Genomic DNA, 14,413 nt, shown 5'->3' with positions numbered 1-14,413 from the left:
GGGCCGCGTGAACCGGGAGTGTGATGAGCGTCGGCGAGGAATCCGGCCAGCACGCCGTTTTCCCGGGGACCAGCGAGATGGCCGCCCGGATGCGGGAGTTCGACTGGGCGTCGTCGCCGCTCGGCCACCCGGCGGACTGGCCGGCCAGCCTGGCGACGGCCGTGCGGATCTGCCTCACCTCGCGCTTCCCCATGATCGTCTGGTGGGGGCCGGAGCTGCGGTTCCTCTACAACGACGCCTACCTGCCGCTGCTCGGCACCAAGCACCCGGCGCTGGACAAGCCGGGCGCCGAGGTCTGGGCCGAGATCTGGCACATCATCGGCCCGATGCTCGAGGGCGTGATGGCCACCGGCGAGGCGACCTGGTCGGAGGACCTGCTGCTACCGATGAACCGGCACGGCTACTGGGAAGAGACCTACTGGACGTACTCCTACAGCCCGCTCCACGACGACGAAGGCGGCGTGCGGGCCGTGTTCACCGCGGTCACCGACACCACCGAGCGCGTGATCGGCGGCCGCCGGCTGGCCACCCTGCGCGAGCTCGGCGCCCAGGTGGGCTCCGCCCGGACCGTCGGCGAGGCCTGCGACCTCGTCGCCGGCGTCCTCGCGCGGGCCGGCGACGACGTCCCCTACGCCGCGATCCACGTCCTCGACGAGGACGGCGGGCTCGCGCTCGCGGCCGTCACCCCCGGCGGGGCCGGGCACGCGGACGGCTGGCCGCTCGATGCCGTGCTCGCCGACGGGACCGCGCGGACCGTGACCGACCTGACGGCGACCTTCGGCGAGCTGCCGTCGGGTGGCTGGTCCACCCCGCCCACCGAGGCGGTGGTGCTGCCGCTGCCCGGGGACGCCGGCCGCCCGGCCACCGGCGTGATCGTGCTCGCGGCGAGCGCCGGGCACGCCCTCGACGAGTCCTACCGGACCTTCCTCGGGCTGGTCGCCCAGCAGACGGCGGCGCTGGTCAACGGCGCGCTCGCCTACCGGGTGCAGCGGCAGCGCGCGGAAGACCTGACCGAGCTGGACGCGGCGAAGACGGCGTTCTTCGCCAACATCAGCCACGAGTTCCGGACGCCGCTCACCCTGATCCAGGGGCCGGTCGCCGAGCTCGGCAAGTCGCTCGGCGACGCCGACGAACGCGTGCGCGAAGAGGTCGCCGTCATCCACCGCAACGCGCTGCGGCTGGGGCGGCTGGTGAACACCCTGCTCGACTTCTCCCGGCTCGAGGCGGGCCGCATGCAGGCCCGGTTCGAACCGGTGGACCTCTCCGCCTTCACCGCGGAGCTGGCGAGCGTGTTCCGCGCCGCCGTGGAACGGGCCGGGCTGCGGTTCACCGTCGACTGCCCGCCGCTGGCCGAACCGGTGCACGTCGACCGCGGGATGTGGGAGAAGGTCGTCCTCAACCTGCTGTCCAACGCGGTCAAGTTCACCTTCGACGGCGAGATCCGGGTCGGCACCGCCCTCGACGGCGAACACGCCGTGGTCACCGTCTCCGACACCGGGATCGGCATCGAGGCGGCCGAGCTGCCCCAGCTGTTCGAGCGGTTCCACCGGATCGAGTCGGCGCGGGCGCGCTCGAACGAAGGCAGCGGCATCGGGCTGGCGCTGGTGCGCGAGCTCGTCACCATGCACGGCGGCAGCGTCGCCGTGGACAGCACCCCCGGCGCGGGCACGACGTTCCGGATCCGGCTGCCCCTGGGCAGCCGGCACCTGCCCGCCGAGCAGGTCGCCCCGGAACCGTCGGCCGGCGGGATCGCCGCCGAAACGGTCGAGCCGTTCGTGCAGGAGACGCTGCGCTGGCTGCCGGACGACGACAGCGGGCTCCGGCCCGCGCCCGGCCGGACCGCGGGCGCGCACGTGCTCGTCGCCGACGACAACGCCGACATGCGCGACTACCTGGCCCGCCTGCTGCGCGACGACTACGTGGTCACCGCGGTCCGCGACGGCGTCGAGGCGTTCGCCGCCGCGTCCGCCGCGCCGCCCGACCTGATCATCAGCGACGTGATGATGCCGCGGCTGGACGGCCTGGAGCTGCTCGCCGAGCTGCGGCGAGAGCCGCGGACCGCCGCCGTGCCGGTGCTGCTGCTGTCCGCGCGGGCCGGCCAGGAGGCCGCCGTCGACGGGCTGGCCGCCGGCGCCGACGACTACCTCGTGAAGCCGTTTTCCGCGCAGGAACTGCTCGCCCGCGTCCGCACGACCGTCCGGATGGCCCGGCTGCGGACCCAGCACTCCCGCTGGCGCGCGGCGATGATCGACTCGCTGCAGGAGGGCTTCTTCGTCTGCGACTCCGACGGCCGGGTCGTGGAGATCAACGCCGCGTGCATGGAGCTGCTGGGCTACGGCCCCGAAGGACTGCCCTACTCGCCGCCGTTCCCCTGGGCGCCCGGCCCGGACGACCCCGCCGCCCACCGGCAGGTCGCCGAGGCGCTGGCCCGGTCGCGGACCGAGCCGTCCGGCAGCTTCGTGCTGCCGCTGAAGCACCGCGACGGGCACCGCGTGTGGGCCGCGATCGCCTACAAGGAGCTGTACGACGACGACGGCGACCGCCGGCTCATCGGCACGATCCGCGACGTCACGGCGGAGCGCTACGCCGTGCAGCGGGAGAACGCGCTCGCCGCGATGAACCAGCGCCTCGCCGGGATCAGCGGGGTGCCGGACGTGCTGCGCACCGGTCTGGACATGCTGCGCGAGCTGTGGCAGGCCACGCGCGTGCTCGCGGTGACCTGGCCGCGCGACGGCGAGCCGGAGCTGGCTTCGACCACCCCCGTCGACCGGCGGTGGACCGACCTCGCCGCGCCGCTGCGCGCGACCCTCGACCGGCTCCGCTCGCTCCCGGCGTTGCACGCGACCGCGGCGGAAGACGGCGCCGGGACGACGCTGGACCACCCGGGCGGCCGGCTGACGCTCTGGGTCGAGCCGGACCCCGCCCGCCCGCTCGGCACCGAGGACCGGACACTGCTGGCGCTGCTGGCCGGGACCCTCGCGCACGCCCTGCGCCGGGCGCACCGCGACGACCGCCAGCGCGAAGTCGCGATCGCGCTGCAGCGCTCGATCCTGGGCCCCGCCCGGCTTCCCGACGGCTTCGCGGTGCGCTACGAGCCGGCGAACCCGCCGCTGGAGGTCGGCGGTGACTGGTACGACGTCGTCCCGCTGGCCGGCGACCGGATCGGCATCGTCGTCGGCGACTGCGTCGGCCGGGGGCTCGCCGCGGCCGCGGTGATGGGCCAGCTGCGCAGCGCCTGCCGCGCGCTGCTGCTGGAGGCCAACGGCCCGGCGCACACCCTGACCACGCTCGACCGCTTCGCCGACCGGCTGCCGGGTGCGTTGTGCACCACCGTCTTCTGCGGCGTCCTCGACCCGGCCACCGGCGCGCTGACCTACAGCAGCGCCGGGCACCCGCCGGCCACCCTGGTCCACCACGACGGCACGGCGGAGTTCCTCGACGCGGGCGGCAGCGTGCCGCTCGCCGTCCGCATCCCGGCCAAGCGCCCGGAGGCCACGGCGGTCGTCCCGGTCGGCTCGCTGCTGATGCTCTACACCGACGGCCTCGTCGAACGCCGCCGCGAGTCGCTGGACGAAGGCATCGACCGGGCCACCGTGGTCGCCCACGGCGCCCGCGACGCCGAGCTCGCCGACCTGGCGGCCACGCTGATGGGCCGGCTCCGGCCGGCCGACGGGTACGAGGACGACGTCGCGCTGCTGCTCTACCGCCGGACCGTGCCGCCGCTGGAGCTGGACTTCGCGGCGCACCCGGACAACCTCGCGTCCACCCGCCACTGGCTGCGCGCGTGGCTGGGCACCGCGGCGCTCGGGGACGACCTCGCGCAGGACGTGCTCGTCGCCGCGGGCGAGGCCTGCGCCAACGCGGTCGAACACGCCTACCCCGCCGACGGCGGCACCGCGCGCCTGGCCGCGCACCTCACCGGCACGCACCTGGTCGTCACCGTGACCGACCAGGGCCGCTGGAAGGACCCGCCGCCGGACAACCACGTGCTCCGCGGCCGCGGCATGCCGATGATGGAAGCGCTGGCCGACGCGGTCACCGTCCGGCACGACCCGGCAGGTACCACCGTCACGCTGGAATGGAGAATCGGTTCGTGACGACGACGGCCCTCACGCTGGTCGCCACCGCGGGCGACGACGGAGACCGGATCCTCACCGTGACCGGTGAGGTCGACATGAGCAACGCCGCGGAGTTCGCCGCGGCGCTCGGCCGCGAGCTGGCCGCGGGGACCGCGCTCACCGTCGACCTGACCGGGGTGACCTACCTCGACAGCGCCGGCGTCGCCGCTCTCTTCGACCGGGCGGTCGGGCACGACCTGCGTCTGGTCGCACCGCGCCTGCTCGAACGGGTCCTGCGCGTCTCGGGGCTCACCGAAGCCGCGAAAGTGATGATCCGCTGAGCGGTTGGCATCCGGAGCAACGGGTAAGCCATTCGCAGCGACGGTCGCCGGGTGGGTTGCACTTCCGGCTGTCGCCAGGTGGCCCGGCGCCCGACCCACGACGTTCAACAGTGAGCGCCGCGCCGGAGTCACCGCCTCTCCTGCGCGGTTCCGCCGACGGGCCCGGGTAAGGTCACGGCTGGACCCTGGACGGAGGTGACCCAGCAGTGACCGGTGAGCCGATCCCGGCCGAGCACCTCGACGAGCTGACCGCCGTGATGGCGGACCTCACGAGCGCGCTGGAGAGCGAGCCCGCGGAAGCGGAGATCCTCGAGGCCGTCTGCGCCGACGCCGTCCGGGCCGTGCCCGGCGCCGACATGGCCAGCATCACCGCGATCCGCGACGGTGAGCCGGAAACCGCCGCTTCGACCGACGAGCGCGCCGTCGAGATCGACCGCGTCCAGTACGCCGTGGGCGAGGGCCCGTGCCTGCGGGCGGCGGAGTCCGGCGAGATCGTCCGGCTGTCGGTGCCCACGGCCGGTGTCCTGTGGCCGGAGTTCACCGAGAACGCCCGCCGCCTCGGCGTCGGCAGCTACCTCGCCGCGCCCCTGCGGGTCGACGAGCACCTCGCCGGCGCGTTGAACCTCTTCGGCTACGGCGACCACGGGTTCGCCGAGACCGACTCCCGGATCCTCCGGCTCTACACCGAGATCGTCTCGTTCGGGCTGCGCACCACGCGCCGCTACCTGCGGGCCCGGCAGCGCACCGCCGACCTCGAGACGGCGATGACCACGCGAGCGGTGATCGAGCAGGCCAAGGGCATCCTGATGGCCGTGCACCGGATCACCGCCGAAGACGCGATGAAACGGCTGATCACCGAGTCGCAGCACACGAACGTCAAGCTGCGGGAGGTCGCGGCCCGGTTCGTGTCGGAGGTCTCGTCGGCGGGCTGACGCTCAAGCCGTGCGACGGACCGGGAACGGCCAGGTCAGCGTGATCACCGTGCCGTCGTCGGTCGAGCGGAGGTCCAGACCGTCGACCAGCGCCTGGATCAGGAGCAGGCCGCGGCCACCGTCGTTGCGCTCGGCCAGCGTCGCCCAGCGCCCCTGGTCGGCGACCGTGACGATCAGCACGTCGTCGTCGATCCGGGCCCGGACGTCGATCAGCCCGGGCCGGCCGCGGTAGGCGTGGTCCAGCACGTTGGCCATGGCTTCCCAGCAGGCCAGGACGACGTCGTCGGCTTGGCGCCCCACCTCGTCTCCGGCTCGTCTGCTCAGCCACGACACGAGGTGCCGCCGCAAGCTCGGCAGCGTCCGTGGCGAAATCGTGCCGCGGTAGCGCCAGCCGTCCGCTCCGTGCTCTTCCACGTTCACCTCCCCGGGGGACTGTTCGTTTCCTACCCACCGGTCGGGAATCTCAATCACCGGCAACGACTTCCCTGGTGCTTTCGGACCTGGTGCGCCGCCGTCCGCCGTGATCGGATGTGCGGATGACTCGGTCGACGTCGTCCGTCCTGGTGTGTGCGGTGCTGGCCGCGGCCCTGCTGCCCGCACCGGCGGCCGCCGCCGACCCGGCCCCCGGGCCGGGCGCGGTTTCGCACTTCGGCCTGGCCCGCAAGGACTGCCTCGGCACCGCGCGGACCACGACGAGCAAGGCGTGGTTCACGGTGGCGGGCGGCGTGCTGTCCGATGTGTACGCGCCGGTGATCGACAACACGAACGTCGAGACGCTGCAGTTCGCGGTCACCGACGGCCGCACGTTCACCGACCTGCAGGCGCGCGACATGACCTACACGGTCTCGACGAGTGCCGGCGGGATGGCCTGCCAGATCACGTCGACCGCGCGCAACGGCAAGTACCGGCTGGTCACCGACTACCTGACCGACCCCGCCCGCACCGGCGTGCTGATCCGGACGCGCCTGGACCCGCTCACCGGGTCCGGCCGCGACCTCAAGGTCTACGTGCGCTTCGACGCGAGCATCAACGGCAACGGCGGTGGCGGCCCGGCCAACGGCGGCGGGGACACCGCGACCGTCGACCCGGCGACGTCCGCGCTGGTCAGCGCCGACCCGAACACGGTGTCCAGCGCGCCGGCCCGCGACTACGGCACCCCGCTGGCCGCGGCGTTGCGCGCCGACCGCCGGTTCCTCGCCACGTCCAGTGGCTTCGCCGGCACCGCGGGTGACGGCCTGGCCCAGCTCGACCGCGACCACCGGCTCACCGATCCGACGTCGTCGGCGGTGAACGGCAACGTGGTGCAGACCGCCCAGCTGGACCTGGAGCCGCGGCGCCCGGCCGTGCTGGCGCTCGGGTTCGGCGCGGACGCGCGCGCGGCGGTCCAGACCGCGGGTGCGAGCCTGCGCACGCCGTTCGACCAGAGCTACCGCGAGTACGCGCGCGGCTGGCGCGACTACGACAACGGGCTGATCCCGGTGCGCGGCAAGGACTCCGACGCTTACTACCAGTCGGCCAACGTGCTGAAAGCCAGTGAGGACAAGACGTTCCCCGGTGCCGTGGTCGCGTCGCTCGGCAGCCCGTGGGGCCAGGCCGTCTCCGCGGGCGACGCACCCGGCGGCAAGCCCGTCTACTTCGGATCGTACCGGGAGATCTTCGCCCGCGACCTCTACGAAAGCTTCTCCGGCCTGCTCGCGGCGGGCGACCGGGAGACGGCGCGGGCCAGTGTGCGGTGGTTGTTCGGCCGTCAGCAGCAACCCGACGGCCGCTTCCCGCGCAACTCCATGCTCAACGGCAAGAAGGCCCCCGACTCCGGCGGTGACCAGCTCGACGAGAGCGCGTACCCGATCCTGATGGCGTTGCAGGCCGGGCTCGACCGCGACCGCACGCTCTACACCGACCACATCCGCGCGGCCGCGGACTTCGTCGTCGCGCACGGGCCGGCGTTCGGCTCGGAACGCTGGGAGGAGCAGGGCGGCTACTCCCCCTCGACGATCGCCGCCGAGATCGCCGGGCTCGTCGCGGCCGGCGTGATCGCCGACCGCAACGGCGACCCGGCCCGCGCCCGCGTCTACCGCGCCACGGCCGACCACTTCCAGCGCAGCATCAAGGGCTGGACCGTGACGTCGAACGGCCCGTACGGCGGCCGGTACTTCCTGCGGCTGACCAAGAACGGCGCCCCGGACTCCGAGTGGATCTACAACCTGGGCAACGGCTCGGTCGACGCCGACCAGCGCGCGGTCGTCGACGCCGGGTTCCTCGAGCTGACGCGCCTCGGCGTGCTGCCCGCCGACGATCCCGACGTCGTCGCGTCGCTCGGCGTCGTCGACCGGGTGATCAAGCGGGACACGCCGACCGGGCCGGGCTGGTACCGCTACGGCACTTCCGCTGCGGGCAGCGAAGACGGCTACGGCGACTGCTACGAGCCGGACCCGACGAACTGCGCCCCGACCGGGGCGCCGTGGCCGTCGACGAACACCGGGTCGGGCCACCTCTGGCCGGTGCTCGCGGGTGAACGCGGCGAGCAGGCCGTGCAGACGGGCGACCGCGCGGGGGCGGCGTCCCTGCTGCGCGCGATGCGGGCCCAGACCGGCGGCACCGGCCTGATTCCCGAGCAGGCGTGGGAAAACCCGGCCGTGCCGGCCGCCCCGTACGGCTCGGACCCGCGCACGGCGTCGATCGGGTTCGCGCCGGGGCAGCCCGCCGGTTCGGTCGCGCCGCTGAGCTGGGCGCAGTCGCAGTCGGTGCGGCTGGCCCGCGCGCTCGACGACGGCCGTCTCCCCGAGCAGCCCGCCGACGTCCGCGCCCGGTACGTCACGCACGCCCCGCCGGCGGCGCTGGCGGTTACCCTCGACGCGCCCGCGTCGGTGTCCACCGCGACCGCGGCGGTCAGCGGGACCGCACCGGCGGGCAGCCAGGTCGACCTCGCCGTCTCGGCCACCGACGCGGGGACGACTTCGGTGCTGTCGGTGCGGGCGTCCGCGGACGGGAAGTTCGGCGCGACGGTGCCGACGCCGCTGGGCGCGAACGTCGTCACCGCGGCGGTCACCGGCGCGGGCACCGGGTACGCGCAGAAGACGATCAGCTCGGACTTCGTCTCCGGCACGGTCCTGCTCGACCAGGCCGACCCGGACGGGGACGACAACGGCCCGGGCACCTACGCCTACCCGACGGCGGGCGACTTCCACGCCGGCGCGTTCGACCTGCAGCGGTTCCAGGTCATCGACTCGGGCCCGAACCTGGTGTTCCGGGCCCAGATCCGGGACCTGTCGCCGACGTTCGGCTCGCCGCTGGGCGCCCAGCTGCTGACGATCTACGCGCACGACCCGGCGGCGACGGTGACGTCCACCGCGGCGCCGTTCCCGAGCCGGGCGTACACGATCGCATCGCAGGACGCGTGGAGCCGGCGCATCGAGGTCCAGGGCTTCGCGGACCCGGCGCTTGTCGATGCCTCGGGCGCAACGCTGGCAACGCCGTCGGTGCAGGCTTCCCAAGCGACGCGGTACATCACCGTGAGCGTGGCGAAGCCGGCGTTCGGCACCCCGGCCGCGGGCTGGACGTTCGCGGTGGTGCTGACCGGGCAGGACGGCAACTCCCCCGACCAGGCGCGGCCGTTCACGCCGACGCCGGGGCCGTACACGTTCGGCCTCTGCGCGCCGGGCGGCACGGCCCCGATCTGCGTGGCGGACCCGGCGACGGCCCCGAAGGCGTTCGACGTGCTGACACCGTCCGGAGTGGACCAGAGCGCGGAGCTGGACCCGACCCGGGGGCCGGTCGCGGTGCGCGGCGTGCCCGTGGGCTGATCTGGCATGCTCGGTGCGGTGATCGACGAGTTCGCGAAACAGTACCTGCACGACGATCTGCGCGAGGCCCGCGAGGCCGTGCTGGAGAAGCTGGAGGGCTTGAGCGAGTACGACGTCCGCCGTCCCCTGACCGCGACCGGAACCAACCTGCTCGGCCTGGTGAAACACCTGGCGCTGTGGGAGACGCGGTACCTGGGCGAGGTGTTCGGCCGGCCGTTCCCCGAGCCGCTGCCCCGCTGGGACGACCTCGAGGCGCGCGGCCGCGACTTCTGGGCGACCGAAGACGAGACCCGCGCGGACGTCGTCGACCGGTTCGAGCGCGCGGCGGCGCACGCCGACGCGACGATCGCGGCGCTGCCCATCGACGCCCCCGGCCACGTCCCGTGGTGGCCGCGGCCGGACGTCCTGCTGTTCAACGTCATGGTGCACGTGCTCACCGAGACCACCCGGCACGCCGGGCACGCCGACATCCTGCGCGAGCAGCTCGACGGCACGACCAGCGCCCCGGCCCGGGACAGCGAGTTCTGGACGCGGCGGTGCGCGGAGATCGAGCGGGCCGCCGCCACGCACCGGTGAGACGTTCAAGATCACCGAGGGTTGCTTTTGTGCGGGCAATCGCACTTCGGAGCTAACCTGATCGGGTCGTGGGCATCTTTCCTTGTGTACGCGAAGTCCGGTGAGGGACTTACCTACGCAGGGAAGGGGATCCCGCTCATGACCATTCGCCCGAGCGTCCGCCGCACCGTGACCGCCTTGACCGTGACCGGCGCCGCCGTCCTGGCCACGGCCGGGACCGCGGTCGCCATGCCGACCGACTTCCGCTGCACCTCGGCCCAGGTCGACACGACGCTGGTCGCCGGGTCCCCGGGCGCGGGCCAGCGCTACGCGTCCGTCGAGTTCACCGCGAAGCCGGGCGAATCCTGCACCCTGCAGGGCGCGCTGCCGGTCGCGCTGGCCGGCGCGCCCGGCGTGACCGTGACGCCCGACCCGGCCGCGGCCGACGCGCCGTCGGTCACCGTCGCCGAGGGCGCGCCCGCGTCGATGCTGCTGCACTGGACCGGCATCGAGGGCCCGGAGAACCAGGTGCGGCCGGCGAGCGTGACGGTCACGGCGCCGCAGACGACGACCCCGCGCGGCGACACCAGCGACCCGGCGATCACGCTGCCGTGGAACCAGGGCCCGCTCGACGACGCCGCCGAGGCGCACGGCCTGACGGTCGGCGCGGTCACCGCGGGCCCCGCCACGCCGTGACACCCCTGGGCGGACGGCCACCGCGCCGTCCGCCCAGGTCCACTGTGGACTGCTACGGGGTCAGCGGCGGCCGCCGTGGTCGTCGCCGCCTTCGTGGTGGCGTCCGTGGTCGTCACCCGGTTCCGCCTGGCGGCCACCGTGGTCGTCACCCGGTTCCGCGCGCCGGCCGCCGTGGTCGTCGCCGAGGTCGTGGGTGCGCGTCGGGTACGTGCTCTGCTGCGAAGAGGTGGCGCCGGTGCTCGACGGCACGCTCGAGGTGGGCACCCGGAGCCCGTCGTCGGTCCCGGAGTGCGAGCCCGCGGCCAGCGCCGCCGTGGTCCCTCCGACCGCCAGCACCGCGCCCGCCGCGGCGATCACCAGAATCTTGCGCATGTGCGCTCCTTTCGTTCCCTGCCAACGAAACGAGCATCACGCACCGAGCGATAGCGCCGCACTGCGCGGGCCTTAAGGCATCCCTAAGGGCTTCCCCAGTTCCAGCACGACCCGCGCCCCCCGCGGCCGGACGCGCGAGACGTGGAACGTCCCGCCGGACGCGCGGGCGGTCTGGCGCGCGATGTCCAGCCCGAGCCCGGTCGACCCGGCTCCGCTCGCGCCGCGCTCGACGCCGTCGAAGTCGAACCCCGGGCCCTCGTCCGCAACCTCCAGCCGCGCTCCGCCGGGCGCCGCCGTCAGCCGGATCGTGTACGCCGTTCCTTCCGGCGTGTGCGCGAAAACGTTGCCCAGCAACGCGTCCAGGCACGCGGCCAGCTCCGGCTCGCCGACCGCGACGGGCAGCGGACCGGGGTCGAGCGCGACGGTCACGGCGCGGTCCTGGTCCTGTGCGAGCACCGACCAGAACTCGGCGCGCTCGCCGACGACGGCCGCCGCGTCGCACGAGCCGGGCGCCGAGTCGCGTGCTCGGGCCTGGTCGATGAGCGCGGTGACCTGGCGCTCCAGGCTCTCGGCGTGGGCGGTGATCCGCTCGGCCTCGGCCGGGTCGCCCAACGACTCGGCGTCCAGGCGCAGCACGGTCAACGGCGTCCGCAGGCGGTGCGAGATGTCCGCGACGGCCTCGCGTTCCTGCCGGACCAGGTCCCGGATCCGCGCGGCGAGGAGGTTGAGCGCGGCGGCGACCGAGCGGACCTCCCCCGGTCCACCCGGGACGGCGCGCGCGTCGAGGTCGCCCTCCGCGAGCCGCCGTGACACGGCGGCGAGCTCGTGGACCGGCCGCACGATCGAGCGGGCCAGCCGGTCGGCGACGAACACGCCGAGCGCGAGCAGCACCACGCCGAGCCCGGCCAGCACCAGCCACGCCGCGCCCAGCCCGCGGGTCAGCTCCGCGCGGTCGACGAACGCCCGCACGACGGCGGTGCCGCGCGGCAGGCCTTGGACCGCGACGAGGATTTCGCGCCCGCCGGCGTCCTCCACGGTCAGGCTGCTGCCCTGCGCGGCGGCCAGCGTGACGCCCGGGGTGCGCGGCACGGGCGTGCCGAGCACGGTGCCGTCCGGGAGGAACACCGTCACCGGGTGGCCCGCGGTCGTGTTCAGCTGGTCGACCGCCGGCCGCAGGGCCGCCGCGTCGGCCGTCGCCACCAGCGACGTCAGGGACTGCGCCTTCGCCGTGGCGGCGGTGACCGCGCGGTCGGCCGTGACCGACCGCAGCAGGATCGCCAGCGGGACGAGGAACGCGACGAGCACCAGGCTCATCGCGGCGGCGACCAGCACCGCGAGCCGTTTCCTCACGCCCCGGCCCCCGGTTCGGCGAGCCGGACCCCCACGCGGCGCACGGTGTGCAGGTACCGCGGCTCCTGCGCGGTCTCGCCGAGCTTGCGCCGCAGCCAGGACAAGTGGACGTCGACGGTCTTGTCCGCGCCGGCGTACGGCAGCTTCCAGACGTCGGCGAGCAGCTCGCGCTTGCTGACCACGGTCCCGGCCCGGCTCGCCAGGTAGTGCAGGAGGTCGAACTCGCGCGGTGTCAGGTCCAGCGGTGCGCCGTCGAGCGACGCCTGCCGGGTGCGCGCGTCGACCGACAGCCCGCCGACGACCACCGGGGCCGCCGTCTCCTCCGGCTCGGCCCGCCGCAGCACCGCGCGGATCCGCGCGTCGAGCTGGGCCCCGCCGAAGGGCTTGACCACGTAGTCGTCGGCGCCGGCGTCGAGCAGCCGGACGATCTCCTCCTCGGCCCCGCGCGCGGTGACCACGATGATCGGCACCGCGCTGACCGCCCGGATCATCCGCAGCACCTCGCGGCCGTCGAGGTCCGGCAGCCCGAGGTCGAGCAGGACGACGTCGGGCCGGTCGGTGACGGCCGCCTGCAGCCCGGCCATCGCGGTCGGCGCGGACGTCACCGTGTGCCCCCGCTCGGTCAGCGCGCGCAGCACGGCCGTGCGGATGGTCGGGTCGTCCTCGACGAGCAGCACGATCGCCATTCCCGGAGGCTACACACGCGAAGCCGCTTCGCCGGGCCCGTGGCGAACGCTAAGGGCGTCTTAGCCCCGCTTTAACCCGCGCGGATGGCACAGTGGACGGGTGACCGGGCGTGGACTGCTGATGACGGCGGGCTGGCTGGTGGCCGCCGCGGCCACCGCCGCGGTCGGCACGGCCGCCCTCGACGTCGTCGGCGCGGGCATCCTCGGCCCCCAGAGCCGGCCGCTGTCCCAAGAGGACGTCGCCCGCGCGCTGGAAACCGTGCCGCCGAGCACGACCCCGGCGCCACCGGCGTCGTCGAGCGCGCCGGCGCCGCGCGGCCTGACCGTCCTCGGCGGCAGCCTCGTGGCGAAGTGCACCGGGGACCGGGTCGAGCTGGTGTCGTGGAGCCCGGCCCCGGGCTACCGCACCGACGACGTCTCGCGCGGCCCGGCCGCCACCGCGTCGGTCAAGTTCAAGAGCGACGGGGCCGAGAACACGACGGTCGTGACCTGCCGGGGCGGCGAGCCGCACGCCGAGACGGTCGCCGACGACGGCGGCGGCCACCGGGGACGCGGCTAGCGCGGCAGCCCGGCGTTGAGCCGCGCCAGGACACCGTGCGGGAACGGCAGTTCCGGTGCGCTGACCTCGGTGAGCCGGTCGAGCTGCGCGTCGGTGAGGCCGAGCGTGAGCGCGCCGAGGGTTTCGGTGAGCTGCTCGGTCGTCCGGGCACCGATCAGCGGCGCGGGCATCTCCGGCCGGCGGGTCACCCAGTGGAGGGCGACCTGGGCGGGTGTCGCGCCGGCTTCGGCGGCGACCTCGCGGACGGCGTCCAGGATCGCCCAGCGGGTGTCCGGCAGGGACCGGAACGCGGCCGCCTCGGCGAGCCGTCCGCTGCCCGCGCCGTCGCGGGTGTACTTGCCGGACAGGAACCCGCCGCCGATCGCGCCCCACGGCTGGACCGCGATGCCGAACTCCCGGGCCAGCGGCACGTACTCGGCCTCGATCGCGCGCTCGATCAGCGAGTACTCCAGCTGCAGCGCCGTCACCGGCGGGCCGCCGAGCATGGCGGCCTTCGTCGCGTACCAGGCCGGGACGTCGCTGAGCCCGGCCGCCCGGATCTTCCCGGCGCGCACGAGGTCGTCGAACGCGGCCATCACCTCTTCGGCCGGGGTGAAGCCGTCCCAGAGGTGCAGCCAGTAGAGGTCGACGTGGTCGACGCGCAGGCGCCGGAGCGACGCCTCGAGCGAGGCGACCATGTTCTTGCGCCCGTTGCTGCGGCGGCGGACGTCGGATCGCGGGACGCCGTCGCGGAAGTCGGGGCCGGAGTACTTGGTGGCGAGGACGACGTCGTCGCGGTCGACGTCCCGGAGGAACTCGCCGACCAGCTCCTCGCTGCGGCCGGCGCTGTAGTTGTTCGCGGTGTCCACGAAGTTGCCGCCGCGCTCGACGTAGCTGCGGAAGAGCTTGCGGGCGGTGCCGTCGTCGGCGCAGAGGGACCCGGTGCCGAAGGTCATCGCGCCCAGCGCCAGCGGCGAGACCCGCAGCCCGGAGCGGCCCAGCGCCCGGTAGTCGTCGAGTGTCATGCCCCGATCGTGCAACCCGGAGCGCGGTCCGGGTCAAACCCGATCGAGGGCATTCGA

At 74.4% G+C, this 14,413-nt stretch carries 12 protein-coding genes; 7 read left to right on the top strand and 5 right to left on the bottom strand.

All coding sequences use genetic code 11. From position 1 onward, the window contains the following. Window positions 1–23 precede the first annotated feature (23 nt). The 3 genes from ACYVLJ_RS23475 to ACYVLJ_RS23465 all read left to right on the top strand — a co-directional run bounded on the left by ACYVLJ_RS23475 (window position 24) and on the right by ACYVLJ_RS23465 (window position 5,331). The gene (locus tag ACYVLJ_RS23475; RefSeq protein WP_460440301.1) at window positions 24–4,097 is read left to right on the top strand and encodes a SpoIIE family protein phosphatase; all 4,074 of its coding nucleotides are present in this window, start codon (window positions 24–26) and stop codon (window positions 4,095–4,097) included. Further along, complete coding sequence (locus ACYVLJ_RS23470; protein WP_451984835.1) at window positions 4,094–4,399, top strand: STAS domain-containing protein; 306 nt, start codon at window positions 4,094–4,096, stop codon at window positions 4,397–4,399. Before ACYVLJ_RS23475 ends, ACYVLJ_RS23470 begins: the two co-directional genes overlap by 4 nt. A 206-nt stretch (window positions 4,400–4,605) precedes the next feature. Further along, a complete protein-coding gene (locus tag ACYVLJ_RS23465; protein WP_451984837.1) occupies window positions 4,606–5,331 on the top strand; it encodes an ANTAR domain-containing protein in 726 nt (241 codons plus the stop codon). A 3-nt stretch (window positions 5,332–5,334) separates the two neighbouring features. Here ACYVLJ_RS23465 and ACYVLJ_RS23460 read toward each other — a convergent pair whose 3' ends face one another. Then, a complete protein-coding gene (locus ACYVLJ_RS23460) occupies window positions 5,335–5,745 on the bottom strand; it encodes an ATP-binding protein (RefSeq protein WP_451984839.1) in 411 nt (136 codons plus the stop codon). Window positions 5,746–5,867: 122 nt separating this feature from the next. Here ACYVLJ_RS23460 and ACYVLJ_RS23455 point away from each other — a divergent pair, with 122 nt between their 5' ends. From ACYVLJ_RS23455 to ACYVLJ_RS23445, 3 genes are all read left to right on the top strand, one after another. Next, window positions 5,868–9,134 (top strand): glucodextranase DOMON-like domain-containing protein, encoded by a 3,267-nt coding sequence (locus ACYVLJ_RS23455; protein WP_460440300.1) that lies wholly within the window; start codon window positions 5,868–5,870, stop codon window positions 9,132–9,134. A gap of 6 nt (window positions 9,135–9,140) precedes the next feature. Beyond that, a complete protein-coding gene (locus tag ACYVLJ_RS23450; RefSeq protein WP_460440299.1) occupies window positions 9,141–9,710 on the top strand; it encodes a DinB family protein in 570 nt (189 codons plus the stop codon). Between the two features lie 138 nt (window positions 9,711–9,848). Then, entirely contained in the window at window positions 9,849–10,385 is a 537-nt protein-coding gene (locus tag ACYVLJ_RS23445; protein WP_460440298.1) for a DUF4232 domain-containing protein, read from the top strand. A gap of 60 nt (window positions 10,386–10,445) precedes the next feature. On the opposite strand, the gene ACYVLJ_RS23440 is transcribed toward ACYVLJ_RS23445, so the two are convergent. The 3 genes from ACYVLJ_RS23440 to ACYVLJ_RS23430 all read right to left on the bottom strand — a co-directional run bounded on the left by ACYVLJ_RS23440 (window position 10,446) and on the right by ACYVLJ_RS23430 (window position 12,793). Further along, window positions 10,446–10,757 carry a hypothetical protein gene (locus tag ACYVLJ_RS23440; RefSeq protein ID WP_460440297.1) on the bottom strand — a complete coding sequence of 104 codons (312 nt, stop codon included), beginning with the start codon at window positions 10,755–10,757 and terminating at the stop codon, window positions 10,446–10,448. 72 nt (window positions 10,758–10,829) lie between these two features. After that, window positions 10,830–12,107: a sensor histidine kinase gene (locus ACYVLJ_RS23435; protein ID WP_460440296.1), complete on the bottom strand. Its 1,278-nt coding sequence runs from the start codon at window positions 12,105–12,107 to the stop codon at window positions 10,830–10,832. Further along, window positions 12,104–12,793, bottom strand: coding sequence for a response regulator transcription factor (locus tag ACYVLJ_RS23430; protein ID WP_451984851.1), 690 nt, complete (start codon window positions 12,791–12,793; stop codon window positions 12,104–12,106). The genes ACYVLJ_RS23435 and ACYVLJ_RS23430 overlap by 4 nt, the downstream gene beginning before the upstream one ends. 100 nt (window positions 12,794–12,893) lie before the next feature. Here ACYVLJ_RS23430 and ACYVLJ_RS23425 point away from each other — a divergent pair, with 100 nt between their 5' ends. After that, window positions 12,894–13,352 (top strand): hypothetical protein, encoded by a 459-nt coding sequence (locus ACYVLJ_RS23425; protein WP_460440295.1) that lies wholly within the window; start codon window positions 12,894–12,896, stop codon window positions 13,350–13,352. On the opposite strand, the gene ACYVLJ_RS23420 is transcribed toward ACYVLJ_RS23425, so the two are convergent. Further along, window positions 13,349–14,356: an aldo/keto reductase gene (locus ACYVLJ_RS23420; protein WP_460440294.1), complete on the bottom strand. Its 1,008-nt coding sequence runs from the start codon at window positions 14,354–14,356 to the stop codon at window positions 13,349–13,351. The two genes, ACYVLJ_RS23425 and ACYVLJ_RS23420, sit on opposite strands and share 4 nt — an antisense overlap. Window positions 14,357–14,413 lie beyond the last annotated feature (57 nt).

This window comes from Amycolatopsis stemonae, assembly GCF_054781455.1.
This window is presented reverse-complemented; position numbering and strand designations above follow the sequence as displayed.

Coding starts and splice junctions, on each gene's coding strand:
- ACYVLJ_RS23475 (WP_460440301.1), top strand. CDS start 24: ATGAGCGTCGGCGAGGAATCCGGCCAGCACGCCGTTTTCCCGGGGACC.
- ACYVLJ_RS23455 (WP_460440300.1), top strand. CDS start 5,868: ATGACTCGGTCGACGTCGTCCGTCCTGGTGTGTGCGGTGCTGGCCGCG.
- ACYVLJ_RS23450 (WP_460440299.1), top strand. CDS start 9,141: ATGCTCGGTGCGGTGATCGACGAGTTCGCGAAACAGTACCTGCACGAC.
- ACYVLJ_RS23445 (WP_460440298.1), top strand. CDS start 9,849: ATGACCATTCGCCCGAGCGTCCGCCGCACCGTGACCGCCTTGACCGTG.
- ACYVLJ_RS23440 (WP_460440297.1), bottom strand. CDS start 10,757: ATGCGCAAGATTCTGGTGATCGCCGCGGCGGGCGCGGTGCTGGCGGTC.
- ACYVLJ_RS23430 (WP_451984851.1), bottom strand. CDS start 12,793: ATGGCGATCGTGCTGCTCGTCGAGGACGACCCGACCATCCGCACGGCC.
- ACYVLJ_RS23420 (WP_460440294.1), bottom strand. CDS start 14,356: ATGACACTCGACGACTACCGGGCGCTGGGCCGCTCCGGGCTGCGGGTC.